Source organism: bacterium (genome assembly GCA_016716565.1).
Taxonomy (GTDB): domain Bacteria; phylum Bacteroidota; class Ignavibacteria; order Ignavibacteriales; family Ignavibacteriaceae; genus IGN2.
On the sequence record JADJWC010000003.1, the window covers coordinates 556,740 to 576,712 of the forward strand.

At 38.6% G+C, this 19,973-nt stretch carries 6 protein-coding genes; all 6 read left to right on the plus strand.

Annotated features, from left to right (window positions below; genetic code table 11):
- Positions 1–158 precede the first annotated feature (158 nt).
- Positions 159–3,056 (plus strand): hypothetical protein, encoded by a 2,898-nt coding sequence (locus IPM14_14670; protein MBK9099327.1) that lies wholly within the window; start codon positions 159–161, stop codon positions 3,054–3,056.
- Positions 3,057–3,081: 25 nt separating this feature from the next.
- Positions 3,082–7,785: a choice-of-anchor J domain-containing protein gene (locus IPM14_14675; protein ID MBK9099328.1), complete on the plus strand. Its 4,704-nt coding sequence runs from the start codon at positions 3,082–3,084 to the stop codon at positions 7,783–7,785.
- A 395-nt stretch (positions 7,786–8,180) separates the two neighbouring features.
- Positions 8,181–12,998 (plus strand): T9SS type A sorting domain-containing protein, encoded by a 4,818-nt coding sequence (locus IPM14_14680; protein MBK9099329.1) that lies wholly within the window; start codon positions 8,181–8,183, stop codon positions 12,996–12,998.
- Positions 12,999–13,569: 571 nt separating this feature from the next.
- Entirely contained in the window at positions 13,570–15,294 is a 1,725-nt protein-coding gene (locus IPM14_14685) for a T9SS type A sorting domain-containing protein (GenBank protein ID MBK9099330.1), read from the plus strand.
- A gap of 203 nt (positions 15,295–15,497) precedes the next feature.
- On the plus strand, positions 15,498–16,301 hold the full coding sequence (locus tag IPM14_14690; GenBank protein MBK9099331.1) for a T9SS type A sorting domain-containing protein: 804 nt from the start codon (positions 15,498–15,500) through the stop codon (positions 16,299–16,301).
- 323 nt (positions 16,302–16,624) lie between these two features.
- On the plus strand, positions 16,625–19,777 hold the full coding sequence (locus IPM14_14695; protein ID MBK9099332.1) for a T9SS type A sorting domain-containing protein: 3,153 nt from the start codon (positions 16,625–16,627) through the stop codon (positions 19,775–19,777).
- The last annotated feature ends 196 nt before the right edge of the window (positions 19,778–19,973 follow it).

Here is a 19,973-nt window from a genome sequence, read left to right on the forward strand (position 1 = left end):
AAGTAACATTGACGAAAATTAGGCGATAGATTTAACAGATGAATAAAAGGAAGAAATTTGATTAAAGTGATCATAAAATTAATTCAAGGAGATTTTACTACTTACTGTGGAGGGGACAACTAATTAATTAATTTCATTCAATTATTAAGAGAGGTGTTATGAAATCGAATAATTTCAGAATCGTATTGCTTGGCTTCATAATAACACTGTCTATAGCCACGCAGTATTCGTTTGCACAGGGTTTATCCGGTTCGTATACTATTCCGGGAAGCCCGTTTGCAACGATTAAACAGGCAGTTGATTCATTAAATCTGGTCGGTGTGGGAACGGGCGGTGTAACATTTAATGTTACTGCCGGACATACAGAAAGCGTAACAGCACCGATAACAATTACTGTCACAGGAACAGGCGGTAATACTATCACTTTTCAAAAGAGTGGCGGTGGAACTAATCCATTAGTCACAAGAACTGATGCAGGATCTCTTTCAACTACAGCACCCGGAGCCCAGGGTGATGCAGTGATCAGGTTAGAAGGAACTGATTATATCACATTTGATAGAATTGATTTAACAGCCACGGACGAAGGCATCGAGTATGGATATTTTACTAATAAACCCGATGGTACAAATGGCTGCCAGTTTGTATCAATATTGAATGCTTCAGTTACATTGAACAAAGGTGCTCGTGATGAAGTAATCGGTATTTGCATAAGCAATGGACCTACCTCCGTATCATCTGCAACAGGTGTTGTTGTTTCTACCTCAAGTGGTATGAATGATAACATCCTAATTGCGGGTTGCACAATTGATAATGCTGCGACCTCTATTTATCAGAGAGGCGCTACAGCAATGTATGATGGTGTAATTACCATCGGACAATCAGGTGGCGGTAATGTATGTACAAACCTTGGCTCACCCTCAACCTCATATGGTTTCTACTCAATTTATGCCAATGATATCCAGGTTGCATATAATAGTTTTTCAGGTGCTGGTACATCAACATTGTATGGAACATTGGTGTCATCAAGTACAGATGCTAATGTTGATATTTTTGAGAATACGATTACACTGACGAATACTAGTACTTCCTCTTCAACTTATGGTATTAGTAATAGTTCTGGCAGCACTGGTGTGGGCAATACAGTAAATATATATAACAATACTATTGAGAATTTTAACGTTACATCAACAGGATCTGTCTATGGTGTATATAATAGTGCAAGTGCGGAAACTGTAAATATGTACGGTAATATTGTTAGGAATAATACAAAGACAATCGCAGGAACCGGGACACTATCCACATATTGGGTATATAACAGTAGTACTGCAGCGAATGGTTTTGCAAATGTATATGATAATCAAATATATGGCAATACAAATTCTGGCGGGACAGGTGATGTATATTGCCTATATAGTAGTGAAGTTGCTACGACGACAAAGATGGTTTATGGCAATTCAGTTTATGATAATACTGGCCCTGATAATATATATGGTATTTATAGCACAGATGCTGCAGTTGGTCATATATATCAGAATAATATTTATGATCTTACTTCCAGTACTACTACGACAACTACATCAATGGTTGCAGGTCTTCAAATAAGTACGGGAACAGATATATATGTTTACAATAATTTCATTTCTGATTTAAAAGCACCAGCATCTGCTTCAACTGATGCTATAAGAGGTATTTATCTTTCCAGTGCTTCAGCAACCGGAACCCGGAATTTATATTATAATACCGTTTACCTAGATGCATCTTCATCAGGTGCAAATTTCGGATCGTCTGGTCTCTACCATACTTACAGCGCAACCGCTACTTATTCCACACTTGATATCAGAAATAATGTGATAGTAAATAATTCTACTCCCACGGGAACCGGATTGACTGTTGCGTTCAGAAGAAGCAGTGCAACAAGTCTTGCAAATTACAACACAATCTCTAACAATAATAATTTTTATGCAGGGACACCAAGTGCCAGCAACCTTCTTTTTTCTGATGGTACAAATAATCTTCAGCTGATCTCCGAAGTTCAGGCACATTTAACACCGGGAGAATCAGCTTCTGTTTCCGGTAATCCACCATTTATAAATGTTGGTTCAGCTCCGTATGATTTACATATCAGTACAACAACACCAACGCAGCTTGAGAGCGGTGGAACTCCAATCACCACACCTATTGCTGTTAATGATGATTATGATGGTGATACCCGTAATGCAACAACACCGGATATTGGTGCTGATGAATTCGTAGGAATTGGTGCAGATTTAACTCCACCTAATATAACATATACTCTGCTTCCAAATGTAAATTACACTTCGACTTCTGTTAGCTTAACGGCAACTATTACAGATGCAAGTGGTATTGCAGGTGGATCAAATTCCCCGAGATTCTATCTTAAAAAAATTAACGATCTATCTTATGTTTTTGATAATGCGCCAACTATTTCCGGTGACGATTACACATTTACGATTAATTATTCTGCTATTGGTGGTATTGCACAGGGAGATACAATCGTTTATTATGTTGCTGCACAAGATGTAAATGGAAATGTTATAACAAATCCTTTTGGAGGCTCAGGTTCAAATCCTCCGGGCACAACTCCACCATCAACACCAAATTTCTACCTTATTACTGATCTGCCTCTCAGTGGAACTTATACGGTCGGATTAGCTGAGTTCATTCAAAAGACAGGCAAACAGGTCTACTTTGAAACTCGTACTCGAACTGTAACAAAGGATATTAATGGTCCTGATGCAATGCAGGATATAAATGCAGTTAAAGAAGATCAGACAGAGAGCAAAATTGAACTTTTAAATCCTGACAGATCTCCCCAATTTGTAACAGTAACAGAGACATACAAAGAACTGATGGAAAATGGTAAACCATTCGATCGAAGATTTTATCAGGAAAGCACAGATGGGATATATCCTACGCTAACTGAAGCTATTAATGATCTTAACTTGAGAGGTGTTTCAGGTCCGGTTACATTTTCGTTGGTCGATTCTTACTATCCGAACGAAACTTTCAGCACTGCATTTTTGGGGTGGGGCTAGTAATAATGTTGCAAAGAATTTGGTATTGGAAAGTGAAAATTCAAGTTCATCTTCAGGTACCGTAGTATTTAATGCTGGAATGAATGATAACAACTATCTTGGAAATTGTACTATTAAAAACAGCGATACTGTTGCTACCAGACCCGGTGTTGGAGTCTATTTCTTTAGCACTTTTACAGGTACAGGAAATAGTATTGTTGGATGTGATATTTACAACTTCGATGATTATGGTATTTATGTTAACGGTGGACCAAATACTAATACACTTATTGACGGTTGTGAAATCTATATGACTGATGATGTAACGACCACTTTAACTTATGGTATTTACGTCCTGAGGGCAAATGGATTAATTATTGAAAATTCCAAAATATATAATCTTGATGGTACTACAGTTAAAGGCATTTATGTAGCTGGTAGCAGTACCTCAGGTGATTATATTGTAAGGAATAATTTCATTTCTCTTGCCAATCCAGGACATACAAGTGGAATATTAGCAGGAATAGATTATTTCGGTTATTCGGCAAATTCAATGGAAGTATATTTTAATTCCATATATCTTGGCGGTTCAGGTATTACAGGTACAAGCACAACTAATGCTCTCGCTCTTAGAGATGATGCAAATATCTTTAAAGCATATAATAACGCAGTATATTCTGCTCGATCAAATGGCACAGGGACCGGCAAGCACTATGCTGTTTATATAAGTGATACCAACCAGGTTGTGCGTGAATTCGACTACAACAGTTACTTTACGGATGGGATAGGCGGGGTAATGGGATTTTATCAGGGCATTAATGATGTAGCAGATCTTTCTACCTGGAGAACATCTACGGGATTAGATGCTAGTGGTCTTTACGGAGATCCCGGTTTTATTGGCAATGATGATTTACATATTAAGCCGTTTATCAATCTGCTGGATGGTAAAGGTTTGTATTTTGCATCAATACCAAATGATATTGATGGAGATACAAGAAACGCAACAACACCGGATATTGGTGCGGATGAGTATGCTTATGTACCACCATCAGTAGTTGATCCTACAGATGTAAGTGCCACAGCTATTAGTGGTGATCAGATTAATATAGCATTTACTCCTAATGGAAATAATAATAATGTTGTTATTGTATTTAACCTTGATGGTAATTTCACAACACCTTCAGGTCCTCCGCCAGCACCGGGTAATTTGTTCGCAGGAGGTACATTAATTGCAAATACAACAACATCACCGTACAATCATACTGGATTAACACCATTAACAACATACTACTATAGATTATTCTCTTACGATGGTGTGAATTATTCATTTGGTGTTAATGCTAACGCAACGACACCTTGTGGAGTAGTTACTGATTTCTTCGAGAATTTTGATGGAGTAACAACTCCAGCACTACCGAGTTGCTGGGCTAAAGTAGGAACAACAGGTTCTGTTTATACACAAACTAGCAACAACTACTCAGCACCAAATTGCTTGTATATTTATTCGACCTCAACATCTAGTATAGCGATGGTATCTCTACCTCCAGTGAGTAATGCAGGTGCAGGCACACATTGGCTTAAATTTTATGCTAGAGGAAATGTTTCTGTTGGTGGAAATCTTCAGATTGGTTATCTGACTAATCCTGTTGACCCATTGACATTTGTGCCAGTTGATACAGTTACGATGGCTAGTCTTACTTATCAGTTATATACGGCAATTTTAGGAACAGCACCTGGCTCTAACCAATACTTAGCAATTCGCCATACCGGTAATCCAGCGTCAAGTATTTTAATTGATAATGTGAGCTGGGAGGCAGTACCAACCTCACCAATATTTGCAATTGATCCAGCCAGCGCAGATTTTGGAACAACTTTAGCTGGTACTACAGTAGATAGAAACTTCACTATTACAAACGATGGCGGCAGCACACTAACAATTAATTCCGGCGGCATAACATTGACAGGTACTAATGCCGATCAGTTCACACTTGGCAGTATAGCTTATCCAATTAATTTAGGCCTTGGTGAAAATGAAGTTATTACGGTATCATTTGCGCCTACTTCAGCAGGTGCAAAGAGTGCTACAATGCAGATCGTACACAATGCAACTGGTTCACCTGCATTAGTTCCACTAGCCGGTACAGCTCTTCCTCAAGGAATCCTATTTGAAGACTTTACGGGTACAACATTCCCACCAGCAGGCTGGACAGTTGCAAACCTCGATGCTGGAACATCAGGAGCTTGGGGTCGTTATACAACTAGTCCATATTTCTTGTCACCACCAGCATCAGCATCTAGTAGATGGGAATCTACTACCATTCAGAACAATGACTGGTTAATAACTCCAAAACTTACGGTCGTTTCAGGAGATAGCCTTGTATTCTGGTGGCGTGCTTACAGTTCAACGTACACTGAAAGTATGGTTATTAAAATTGGATTAACCAATGATCCATATGGAACCTGGACTGATCTTGACTCTTTGGCAAGTAATAGTGCTACCTGGATGAGGAAGTCATATAATTTGTCTGTTTATTCAGGGAATGTTTACATAGCATTTGTAAATAGAGGTTTAAATAAATTCAGAATATTCCTGGATGATATTCAAGGTCCGCAGGTATATGTTCCGGCAGTAGATCTGGCATTTACAGATTTCTATCAAGCTACAGGTTTACCTGTTCCAGGACCAGGTGAAAAGTTCACCGATTATAAAGTAAGTGAGAATGAGGAATTGATTCACACCGGTATAAAGAACGAAACTAGTTTATCACCAACTGCTATTGGTGTTCAATCAACAAATGTTGAAAGATTAAATCCGATTTCGTATGGCGGGGTAATTCCTTTCAATCCTGAATTAGTTGCAGCTAGCTTAAAAGGTGTTATAGAAAACTTCGGTTTAAATGCTGCTGCATATAATTTGAATTGGACCGCTGGTGGCGTTGCTCAGCCAACATATAATGGACCCAGCGTACCAGCATCAGGCACAGATACTGCTACAATTTCCTGGACTTCCGGAGAACGTGGTACATTTATGATCGCTGGTGACATTACAGTAGCTGGTGATGAGGTGACCGGAAATAACACTGCAACTCCATTCCGTATGCGTGTTTATCCGGATACATTCACACGTACTATTTATGATCGTGGAGATAATACTGTTGATACTTACATAGGATTCAATAATGCTGCAATCACATTTAAAGCTGGTGTTAGATTTACTGCACCGGCGAATGATATAAAATTAGCAGGAGTTGATTTCATATGCAGAACTGAAACTGTGACAGGTGGAACCTGGGAAATTCAGATTAGAGATACAAGTTCGTCACCTAACGCTCCTGGTGCAGTACTTTATGAAAAAATCATCTATGATACAGTGAGTTATTATGCCAGTGCCGGTGATTATATTCACTTTGCATTTGACGATACCGCACCAATTATACCAGCAGGTGATGATTATTGGATTACAATTAAAGCTCCTTTAGGAATTTTATATCCGTGTGGTGCTCATAACAATGGATTTACACCAGGAAGAAGCTACTACGAAAATTCACCTGATACTACTACTTGGTCACCCCTCATTATAACTACAGAAAGAGCATGGATAATGCGATCTGTTGAAGTTGCGGCATCAAACACCTTCCAGCTTTCAGTAAACGTAGCCAATGGCTGGAATATGGTATCGATACCTGGACTACATCCGGTAGATCAGAATGTAGGTACGTGGTGGGCATATAGAGTAGCAGGCTCACAGGTATTCAAGTATCAAGGTGGATATACACAAGTAACTACAGCAACCCCGGGAGAGGGATACTGGATGAAACAAGATGGAGCCAGAGTATATAACACAGGAGACGAATGGCCATCAGGCGGAATACAGATAGTACCACACGCACCACTAGCAGGAGCCTCAGGCTGGAATATGATAGGTGGATATGAGCTAAGTGTAACAGCAGCCAACGTAACCACAGTTCCAGGTGGACTGCAGAGTGGTCCAATCTTCAAGTATTCAGGCGGATACACCGCAGCTACGACAATAGATCCTGGATTTGGCTACTGGATAAAGTTGACAGGCGCGGGACAGATAATCATACCGGAGACTATGGCAAAGGAAAGCAGGCCAGTAGAATACTTTGCCGAGGACTGGGGAAGAATAGTACTGACGGATGCAGCAGGAATAAGCTACACATTGTATGCAGTAAAGGGAGAAGTAGACCTAAGTCAGTATGAATTACCACCGGCACCGCCGGCAGGGATGTATGATTTCAGGTTCACGAGTGGAAGGATAGCAGAAGACATCAACAGTGCAGTGCAGACGATAGAGATGAGCGGGGTAGTATATCCATTGACAGTAAAGGTAGAAGGAATGGATATCAGGCTGATGGATGAAAGCGGAAAGATGTTGAACACAAATCTGAAATCAGGTGAAGATGTAGTGATCAGTGATGCAACGATACAGAAGCTGAAGGTAAGCGGAGAGTTGCTGCCGACAGTATATTCATTGGAGCAGAACTATCCGAATCCATTCAACCCAAGCACAGTGATAGAGTTCTCATTGCCGGAAGATGTGGCAAATGTGAAGTTATCGATCTATAATGCATTGGGAGAAAAGGTAGCAGAACTGGTTAACACATCACTGCAGGCAGGAAGATATCAATACCAGTGGAATGCAGGAAGTGTCGCAACCGGAATGTATATCTATGAACTGAGAACAGACAAGTTCGTCTCAGTTAAAAAGATGTTACTCTTGAAGTAATCAGATAAATAATTACAACCCGTCCCGTATATTCGGGACGGGTTATGTTAATAATAAGTCATAAAGTAAATGTGAAAAAAAAGAGTTAAACGTGTTTTAGGTCTTAAAAAAATTATAAATCAGTATTTAACAATAAAAATGTTAAGAGCTTATATACATAATTCAATCCTGTTATCTTGTTATAAGATACAATTCTCACTTAATACCCTAATTAACATCAACTTTAATATTTTAAAAACGGAGGTACTATGCATAACAGCAATCCATTAATCTTTCCTTTATAATAGCTTTACAGAAGTTCGTGTTAACTGTAACCTGTAGAGCATTGATTAAGAAAAGTCCGTTAATAATAAATCAATTATTTATTCACAAAGAATCATAAATGGAGGATTCTTATGAAATTCATTTTCAAATTTAATACGCTATTATTAATAGCTATTGTAATTAGTTTATCATCCAATGTTTTTGCTCAAAACACATTGGACGTTAGTCCGTTCTACAAACAAAATTTACAAATTCTACAACCTACTGAATCTCAGTGGGATGTTGAATTTAATTACGATATGAATACAGTAACGGGTGCTGCAGGAAATGCAGGCTGTGTTTATATCCCTACAATTGGAAAATTCTGGACAAGCAGGTGGGGTTCAGCCATTGCACATCAGTGGAATACTAATGGTACATTAGATATTGAATTTACACTACCATTTGCAGGTACTAGAGGAATGTGTTTTGATGGCACCGTAGTTTATCACTCTACTTCATCAACTACAGTTCAGAAAGTCGATCCAGTAACTAAAACAGTCGTTGGAACGGTTTCAGTTGTAGGTGCACCTAACGGTTTCAGATTTATAACCTATAATCCTGATGGAAATGGAGGCGCTGGTTCAATCATTGGTGGAAACTGGACAGCGCCAAATCTGAATTTTTATGAGTTCAGTTTGACAGGTACATTATTGAGGACAATTACAAATACTGTTACTGGAGTATATGGTCTTGCATATGATAAGTGGACCTCAGGGGGACCTTATCTTTGGGTATGGAGCCAAGGAGCCGGTGAGGGTACACCACAATATATTTATCAAATGAACTATACAACAGGTCTATATACCGGTGTTGCGAAAGATGTGAAAAACGATGTAGGCATAGGTCAACCCAATACAGGAATTGCAGGTGGTTTGTTTATTACTAACCAGTTCATTTCAGGCGAAGTAACTTTAGGTGGTGTTATGCAAGGAGGACCTGATAGATTTTTTGCATATGAACTTGTTCCATCTACACCTCAGGGACCAGGTTACGCTATAACCCCAAATCCCGCTAATGCTGCAACAGGAATTACTGTACCAAACAACACATTGAGCTGGGTTAATCCGGCTGGGGCAACATCCGTTAATGTATATCTTGGATTGAATCCAGCAAGTTTGACTCAGATTCACACAGGCTCTCTTGTTACTTCGAAAGCTGTAACTGGTCTTACTTATTCAACTAAATATTATTGGCGAGTTGATGAAATAGGTGCAACGGGTACCACAACAGGTACTTTGTGGAGTTTCACTACAGAAGCAGAACCATGCCCTGTATTTAATTTTCCAGTAACAGCAAATTTTGAAGATGGATTGTTCCCACCTGAATGCTGGACGCTATCAACTGGTACTTTATGGAAAAGTAACGCCTACTATGCAGAATCTGATAGTGCTAGCGGTTATGGTCTTGGTCTGTACTCTGCTCTTGCTGATTTTTATGTCGTTGGACCACCAGCTCAAATGGATCTTATTTCATTAGAGTATAACTCAGCTGCAGCTTCAAATCCTGCTTTAACATTTGATTGGGCTTATGCAGATTACAGTGGTGTTGAACAAGATGAATTGGACATTTATTATTCAACAGATGGAGGTACTACCTGGACTATATTAGCTGCTATGTATAATGGTGCACCGGGTGATGATAATCTGAATCCATATGGTCTGTCAGATACGGATCCATATTTCCCATTAGATACTGAATGGTCAACTCGAACATTAAATCTACCGCCTAATACAACCAATGTTAAGTTTACAGCAATATCTGATTATGGTAATTGGCTTTTCTTAGACAACATAGGGATCTCAGATCAATTTTTTGACAACTTTGATTCGTATACAGCTGGATTACAATTATGTGGACAAACTACTAATTGGCAAACCTGGAGTGGTCCGACGAGCACGGCTGAAGATCCTTTCGTCTCTTCAACATATGCTTTCAGTCCAAATAATTCTGTTAAAATAGTACAGAATAATGACCTTGTTAGGGTAAATAGCACAGTCACATCTGGGGTTTGGTATTTGAGCTGGATGACTTACATACCAGCAGGTAAAGCTGGATACTTTAATACACTATCAGATTTTGCTGGTGCGGCCTCCGAATTCGCTATGCAGGCATATTTTAATCCGGGTGGTACGGGAACAATTGATGCTGGAGGTGCAAGCGCAGCATCATTCTTCTATCCACATGATCAATGGTTTCAAGTATGGTTGAAGATTGATCTTGATGCTGATTTGGCTACGCTGAGGATTAACGGTTCCTTAGTATACACCTGGCAATATACACTTGGTACATTTGGCGATCCAATCGCAAAACAATTAGAAGCGAATGATTTCTTCGGTGCTACAGCTTCTGATGAAATGTATATTGATAATTATTATTTCTCAGCAATACCATCTCCTATTCAACTGCTGCCAGCGGATGCCGGAATGGTTTCAATTGATCTTGGTATTGCAATTGCTCCGGGCAGCCCAACCCCGCAGGCTACAGTACGTAATTATGGTGGTCTAACACAAACGTTTCCTGTTACAATGACAATCGGTACTTACTCATCTACAAAGACTGTAACAAATCTCGCCCCTGATGCTACTCAGCAAGTGACATTTGATCCCTGGACAGCCGCAACAGGTGGTCCTTTTACAGTTAATGTTTGTACAGAATTGGTAGGAGATCTTAATAACGCCAATAATTGTTCCAGCCAACCACTATATGTATGGGACGCTAGTGGTGATTGGACCGTTGGTGCTGAGTTACCAGATACAACATTTTTGGGAACTGGTACAAGCTGGATTGAAACAACTGTAGATGCTACTGTTGGTCATTTATTTAGCATCGGAGGTGTTGGAACTGGAAGTATCACAAAAACAGCTTGTTATGACTATAATGTTAATACAAATACGTGGACAGTGAAGGCCTCGATGCCCGGAGACAGAGACAGGTTCGCTTCAGCTACTGTTGGTAATTTTATTTATGCGATGGGCGGTTACCCTGAAGCTGTTACGGTGCCTTCGGGTTCAGTGTTTAAGTATGACATTATTGGAAATTCCTGGACTACTGTTGCACCACTACCAACAGGTGAGGAAAGAGGGTGGCATAAAGCTGTAGCATATAATAATAATTACGTATATGTAGCTGGTGGAATAACAGGAGATATAGGCGGTACTACTTTCGAGTATGAAAGCTCAGTTTTATTATATAATGTAACAACTAATACATGGTCAACAGCCACTTCAATGCCAGGTGCAAGATTTGGTGGTGCCTTTGCCATTTCAGGCAACAAGCTTGTTTATATCGGTGGTGCCAGTCCGGAAGGAATTGAAAATACTGTATTTGTCGGAACGATAGATGCAGGAAATCCGGCAGTAATCACCTGGACAACGCAACTAAGTATGTATCCTGGTGCTCAGAACAAATCATACTTAGAATATAGTGTTAATCTTATTGAATCGATTAATAATCCAACTAAACCAAAAGAGCATTCTCGTTTAGTTGGTGGAAATCCCGCTGGTCCTTTATATAGATTTGATGCAGCAAAATGGGGTACTGACGGTGTAATAGTAACAACTGGAGCTCCAGGCGGTTTTATACCTACAGATCCAAACTATTGCTTTGTTTATTATCCTGGAACTGATACATGGTCAGCTCAGGAAAATCTCCCAGTACCGGTTGTTGGTTCTTCATTTGGAACAGTGAATGATGGGAATATTTGGAAACTTATTGTTGCCGGAGGTAATGATGGTAATTTTGGTCGTAAAAATACGCAAATTTATACCCAAACCTTAGGCGGCGCAACCACCTTCCAGCTTTCAGTCAACTTAGGCAATGGCTGGAATATGGTATCGATACCTGGATTGCATCCGGTAGATCAGAATGTAGGTACGTGGTGGGCATTTAGAGTAGCAGGCTCACAGGTGTTCAGGTATCAAGGTGGATATACACAAGTAACCACAGCCACTCCGGGAGTGGGATACTGGATGAAACAAGATGGAGCCAGAGTATATAACACAGGAGACGAATGGCCATCAGGAGGAATACAAATAGTACCACACGTACCACTAGCAGGAGCCTCAGGCTGGAATATGATAGGCGGATATGAGCTAAGTGTAACAGCAGCCAACGTAACAACAAATCCTCCGGGACTGCAGACCGGCTCAATCTTCAAGTATCAAGGTGGATACAGCGTAGCTACGACAATCGATCCGGGATTTGGATACTGGATAAAGCTAACAGGCGCGGGACAGATAATCATACCGGAGACGATGGCAAAGGAAAGCAGACCAGTAGAATACTTTGCAGAGGATTGGGGAAGAATAATACTGACAGATGCAGCAGGAGTAAGCTACACATTGTATGCAGTAAAGGGAGAAGTAGACCTAAGTCAGTATGAATTACCACCGGCACCACCGGCAGGTATGTATGATTTCAGGTTCACGAGTGGAAGGATAGCAGAAGACATCAACAGTGCAGTGCAGACGATAGAGATGAGCGGGGTAGTATATCCATTGACAGTAAAGGTAGAAGGAATGGATATCAGGCTGATGGATGAAAGCGGAAAGATGTTGAACACAAATCTGAAATCAGGTGAAGATGTAGTGATCAGTGATGCAACGATACAGAAGCTGAAGGTAAGCGGAGAGTTGCTGCCGACAGTATATTCATTGGAGCAGAACTATCCGAATCCATTCAACCCAAGCACAGTGATAGAGTTCTCATTGCCGGAAGATGTGGCAAATGTGAAGTTATCGATCTATAATGCATTGGGAGAAAAGGTAGCAGAACTGGTTAACACATCACTGCAGGCAGGAAGATATCAATACCAGTGGAATGCAGGAAGTGTCGCAACCGGAATGTATATCTATGAACTGAGGACGGATAAGTTCGTCTCAGTTAAAAAGATGTTATTGTTGAAGTAATTATCTGAAATATAAAGGGCGGTCTGATTAAGGCCGCCTTTATTTAATTAGAAAATAAGTTGTCTATAGTACTATCGAAGTGATTTATTAAAATATAATTTAGTAATTAAATGGATATTTAAATATTTCAATTATGAGCTGAAGGGAAATTTATAACTCAAATTAAAGTATCACATTTACTCACAAGGATTTGCTGAAACAGTAATTAACATATTTAAACTGCTGAAGAATTCATTGACATAAGCTGAAAATTTCGATAATAGTTGCTGCAATAAATAAAAATATTAAAATAAGAAGCAAGAACAGTAGTAATGTCGATTAATATACTTCAGCAGTTTCAATAAGTTATGAAACAAAAAATTCTGAAAGAGTCCGGCAATATGATCAATTGTTCGAAGAGCGGCATAAGTTAATTAAGCAAAATTGATTTTTTCTATATTCATTTTAGACATTGAAATTTTTCAGAGTTTCTAAAAGGTAATGTCTCAACTAAAATTTTATTTTAATCAAAGAGAAGTTTTTTAAAATTTATTAACTATTATAATTATTAAAAATAATGAGGAGAGATTAAATGAAGGCACTTTATACATTCTGCATTTTAGCATTTTCATTTTCAATTTTAAATGGACAAGATCTGGTAAGGAATGGAGGATTTGAGAATGCTAATAACTTTGAATTTTGGGATGCAAACGTAACAGTAACCGGTGCTTCTGTCGAACCGGTGAATACAGTAGCGCACTTAGGAAGCTGGAGTGTGGAAATTAAATCAGGAACAGATCCTATCGGAGGATGGACTCAATTGATGCAGACATTATTGACTCCTTTAAATAATATAGATTACAAGTTAACGTTCTGGATCAAAGACTCTGTTACAGCAAATAACTTTTTAGGTGTTTATGGATTGACTGCAGCTGGGGAAGTTGCTCTTGGTATTGATTCTCTAAATAATACTGCAATAATTGATCCTGATAGTGGTAGAATAATTATTACACAAAATTTCTTTCAAAACTGGGGCAGAATAAATTATTACTTTAATTCAGGTCAGGATTATTTAGGCTACCTGCTTAAATTTGAAGAAGCCAGTTCAGGAACTTCACTAACTTTACACTTAGATGACTTTGTCATTGTGCCTGTTCCTGGACAGGCAACAGTTCAGGTAACTTCTCCAAACGGAGGTGAAGACTGGCTGGTTAATAGTCAACAAAATATAACCTGGACCAGCTCTAATATTAATAATGTAAAAATTGATTATTCAACAAACAATGGTGGTCTTTGGTTAAATGTTGCATCTTCAGTTCCTGCAGTAAATGGAAGTTATAGCTGGACAATACCTAATACTCCATCAACAGTATGTCTTGTACGAATCAGTGATGAAAGTATTGCTTCTAGATTTGATGTCAGTGATAGCGCTTTTATAATTTCTCCTGCAATTACAGTTACTGATCCAAATGGTGGCGAAAGTTGGATAGGTAATAGTCAGCATAATATAACTTGGACTAGCCAGAATATTACAGATGTCAGTATTGATTATTCGATAGATAATGGTAGTAGCTGGTTAAGTGTGATAGCATCAACACCTGCATCAAGCGGTAGCTTTAGCTGGGCAGTACCAAACACACCATCAACTCAGTGTTTGGTTCGTATCAGTGATGCAAGTAATGCATCTATCAATGATGTTAGCGATGCAACTTTTACAATAACCATAGCTCCAAATCCAGTGGTAACGGTAACTGCTCCAAATGGTGGTGAAGACTGGGTAGCTGGCACAATCCATCAGGTTAAATGGACAAGGCAGGATGTTTCTTACATCAAAATTGAATATTCAACAAATAATGGAAGTGAATGGATCGTTGTGGTTCCCTCAAGGCTGGCGGCACTTGGAAGTTATAATTGGACAATTCCTAATACTCCATCAACACAATGTCTCGTACGAATCAGTGATGTAGATAGTGCTGAAATAAACGACGTTAGTGACAATATATTTACGATAGAACCAATTGTTTCGGTTGAAGATAAATCCGAATTGCCTACAGAGTATACATTATATCAAAGTTATCCAAATCCATTTAACCCGAGTACAATAATCGAGTTCTCTTTACCGGAAGAAGTAGCCGATGTGAAGCTTTCAATTTATAATACTGTTGGTGAGAAAATAGCAGAACTTGTTAATACATCACTGCAAGCTGGGAGATATCAATACCAGTGGAATGCAAGTGGAGTTCCATCAGGAATGTATATTTATGAATTAAGAACTGATAATTTCGTTTCCGTTAAAAAGATGTTACTCTTGAAATAATTAGTAGATAGTTGAACCCAGCGTCGATGCAGGGCTCGTCAATAATATTAATGTGAGTATTCATAAAATTTAGTAAGCAATTAATAAAATATTCCGTTATAATTATTTGGAAATTAGATTATTTTATACGACACATATAGTTGAAGATTTCCTTTTACTCATTTAATAAACTTAAATACTATAGCGTGAGAAGTAATTTAGTATTGGTATTTACCATCTTGTCTTTATGTTATGTTAATAATTTTTGTCAATCGACACCACAAATTTCCATTTCTTTTGAGATCTATGATGATGCAGGTGGGCAAAAAACTCTTTACTTCGGGCTTGATCAAACCGCAACAGATGGGATTGACATTCATCTGGGGGAAAGTGAACTACCACCTTATCCTCCGGTTGGAGCCTTCGATGCGAGGTGGCTTCTACCAGAAAATGGATTCAGTGGAACTCTGAGTTCATGGAGCGATTATAGATTTGTCCCAGCATTTCCTTTTACTGGAACAATTGAACATAGATTCAGATATCAAAGTAGATCAGGTGCAACCGTGATGTATATAGGTTGGAACTTACCTGCAACAGTAACTGGACTTATACAAGATCTTTCAAATGGAACAATAATCAATCTCGAAATAAGTGGAAGCGGTATTTATGAGATAAACAATTTCCAGAATATTGATCGATTAAAACTTTTTATTTATTACAACAATGTAGTATCCTCAGTTGAGGATATTTATGAATTACCCTTGATTTATCAACTTGAGCAGAATTTTCCGAATCCATTCAACCCAAGCACAGTGATAGAATTCTCATTGCCTGAAGATGTGGCAAATGTTAGACTTTCTATATACAGTATACTTGGAGAGAAAGTAGCAGAACTGGTTAACACATCATTGCAGGTTGGAAGATATCAATACCAGTGGAATGCACAGGATGTAGCAACCGGAATGTATATCTATGAATTGATGACAGATAATTTTGTTTCAGTAAAGAAGATGTTATTATTGAGGTAAGTTGAAGTAGGAGCCCTTTCGGTGCGGACAGGGCTCTTAAAAATGTATTTTTAAGGAGTGAGGGAAAATATTATTAAAAATAATAGAGATAATTCTATTAACTCTCCTCCCTGAAAATCATTTATTACTTACATCCGTTTTTCTAAATATTTTTTTCAGGAATGAATAATCATTAATAAATATTTGAGATTTTTATTACATTCGAGTAAAATTGTTGAGGAAAAATTACCTCCAGTATTTATTAATTATTATTAGACCGAATTCAGGCATTAAACAATTAAATTTATATAGTCATCTTTTCCCATTAACTAAGGGTACTTAAAATGAAAAAACATTTACTCCTTTTTGCTCTTGTTTTATCATTCAATTCTTTCGTCATTGCTCAGTGGATACCACTTAATGAAAATTCATTGCCCGATTCAAAACCGATTGTCGAACTATTAAGTGATGACATATCGGGCACAATAATTAAGGTTCAACTTCCAGGAATTAGAATTAAAGAATTTAATTCCGATGGTGTTGTTTATAATTCAATATTAATTGGCGATGAAGCAGTGACCACAGAGGTTGGTCTTCCTAAAATTCCACACATAGCAAAAGTACTGGCAATACCCGATCAAGGGAATATCAGCGTGGAAGTATTAGAAACAGAAGGATTTAAAACTTTTAAAGGAATTAATCTTCCTCCTGTTAGAAAGAGCTGGTTTGAAGGTGAACCTGAATCTGAATATATAAAGAATAATTCGGCCTTTAATTCAGAAAAGTTCTACCCGGCAGAATATGTTAGTGTGGAAGAACCAGGGATTTTCAGGGACTTCAGAATTACCCGTATTTCAATATTTCCTATAAGGTATTCACCATTAAAAAAGGAAATTGAAATAGTATCTTCGATAACAGTAAAGATAAAATATGGTGGAGGGTTAGGGATAAATCCTAAGTTGAGTCTGAAAAAACCAATATCTCCATCCTTCGATAGGATTTACAGGAGTAGCATATTTAATTACAAGGAAGTACTGCAGCGTGAGTACAATGGTAATGTCACCGGTTATGATCATATGCTTTGCATCATGCCCGATTCATTCGTGACTTCATTTCAATCTTATGCTGATTGGAATCATAAAACCGGAACTTATATAAATGTTATAAAATTCAGTGATATAGGTGCTACAGGGACAAATCCGACACCAATTAGAAATTATATTTTGACAGCATATTCCACCTGGCTTCACCCTCCAACACATGTATTGCTGATTGGTGATAATGGAGTTGCTCCGCATCAGAACATTACTATGGATGGATGGACATTCGCGTACGATAATTATTTTGTTGAATTAGCCGGAAATGATTATTTCCCTGAAATGATGATTGGCAGATGGACAAATCAGGCAAGTGCAAAGCTTAGAAACATCAGAAATAAACTGATGAATTATGAGAAAGCTCCTTTTCTAGTTGATCCAGACTGGTTTAGAAAAGGATTAGTTTGTTCTAATGATGCTTATGTATCACAAATAGAGACCAAAAGGTTTACAGCACAAAAAATGTTAACCAGTGGTAATTTTATTTCAGTAGATTCGATGTATAATGGGTATCCTTGTCCAGGTAACGTAACAACAATTTCTAATATGATCAATGCCGGCCGCGGCTGGTTAAATTACAGAGGCGAAGGATGGTACACTCAATGGTGGGCTGATTGTTTTTCTTATAGTACTACTCAAGTTAATGCTCTTAATAATGGTGCGAAATCAACTTTCGTTACAAGTATTGGCTGTGGCGTTGCCAATTGGGTTGCAAACTCAAGTAATAATTTCGGTGAAGCTTGGCTGGAAATCGGTGATGAAAATAATCCTAAAGGCGCTTGCGCGTTTATTGGACCAACTTCAAATACTCACACAGCTTATAATAATCAGTTGGATAAAGGAATTTATATTGGGATGTTCGACGAAGGATTGGATTCTCCGGGTGAAGCTTTGCTAAGAGGTAAGTTTTATATGTACGAAATCTTTGGAGGAGCAGATTATTTTGTCGGCTACCATTACAGGATTTACCACATCCTTGGTGATCCAAGCCTACATATCTGGAAAGATACTCCAAGAAATATTACAGTAAATTATACTGATACGGTTGGAGTTGGAAATAGTCAGGTGAGTGTATTGGTTACTGAATCCGGAACCGGTACGCCTGTATCTGATGCTTTAGTTTGCATTTCAGGTCCTAATAATTTTCAGGTCGAAACAACACTTTCCAATGGAACAGCATTAATTAGTTTATCTACTCAATCAACCGGTGATCTTAATATAACGGTAAGTGGTGGAAGAACTATTCCATTCGAGGGAATTATTAAAGTTGTTGAAGCTGCAACAACTTTCCAACTGTCAGCGAATGTAAGTGATGGCTGGAATATGATATCAATACCGGGATTGCATCCAACCGATCAGAACGTAAATACGTGGTGGCAGTTCAGAGATCCGGGTGCAAACGTATTCAGATATGCAGGTGGATATCAATCAGTAACGACAGCAGTACCAGGAACAGGCTACTGGATGAAACACACCGGTGCAAGAACCTATAACACAGGTGACGAATGGCCGGCAGGCGGAATACAGATAGTAGCACACGATCCGATAGCAGGAGCCAGTGGATGGAATCTGTTTGGAGGATATGAACTGGTTGTAACAGCAGCCAACGTAACAACAAATCCACCGGGATTGCAGAGTGGACCGATATACAAATATGCAGGAGGATATTCAACTGCAACGACACTTGATCCAGGATATGGATACTGGATAAAACTTACAGGTGCAGGACAGATAATCATACCTGAGACAATGGCAAAGAGTGAACCGGTAGAATACTTCCCGGAGAATTGGGGAAGAATCATCCTGACAGATGCAACTGGAATAAACTACACATTGTATGGAGTAAAAGGAGAAGTAGACTTAAGCCAGTATGACTTACCACCGGCACCACCTGCAGGAATGTTTGACATCAGGTACAACAGTGGAAGGATAGCAGAAGATATAAACAGTTCGATAAAGGCGATAGATATGAGTGGAGTAACATATCCATTGACGGTAAGAGTAGAAGGAATGGATATCAGGCTGATGGATGAAAGCGGAAAGATGTTGAACACAAACCTGAAGTCAGGTGAGGATGTAGTGATCAGTGACGCAACGATACAGAAGCTGATGGTAAGTGGCGAATTGTTACCAACAGTCTACTCATTAGAGCAGAACTATCCGAACCCATTCAACCCAAGCACAGTGATAGAGTTCTCATTGCCGGAAGATGTGGCAAATGTGAAGTTATCAATATACAATGCATTGGGAGAAAAGGTAGCAGAGTTGGTGAACACATCATTGACAGCTGGTAAATATCAGTATCAGTGGAATGCAAGCAGTGTTGCAACCGGAATGTATATCTATGAATTAAGGACAGAAAAATTTAATGCCATAAGGAAGATGATTCTTCTCAAGTAAAATTTATAATCATAAAAGATTATGGGAACAAAATGAAAAATATAATAACAGCCACAGCAGTTTTATTTTTATTCTTCATTCAAAATATTACTGCTCAGGGCTGGCAATGGATTGATACCGGTTTTCCGGTTCACATATTTGATATGAGCTTTCCGCCGGGACAAAGCAATGTTGGTTTTGCAGTCGGATCTTCTTT

Bases quoted from the DNA above. Each gene is read 5' to 3' on its own strand.
- IPM14_14670 (MBK9099327.1), top strand. From the start codon at position 159: ATGAAATCGAATAATTTCAGAATCGTATTGCTTGGCTTCATAATAACA.
- IPM14_14680 (MBK9099329.1), top strand. From the start codon at position 8,181: ATGAAATTCATTTTCAAATTTAATACGCTATTATTAATAGCTATTGTA.
- IPM14_14685 (MBK9099330.1), top strand. From the start codon at position 13,570: ATGAAGGCACTTTATACATTCTGCATTTTAGCATTTTCATTTTCAATT.
- IPM14_14695 (MBK9099332.1), top strand. From the start codon at position 16,625: ATGAAAAAACATTTACTCCTTTTTGCTCTTGTTTTATCATTCAATTCT.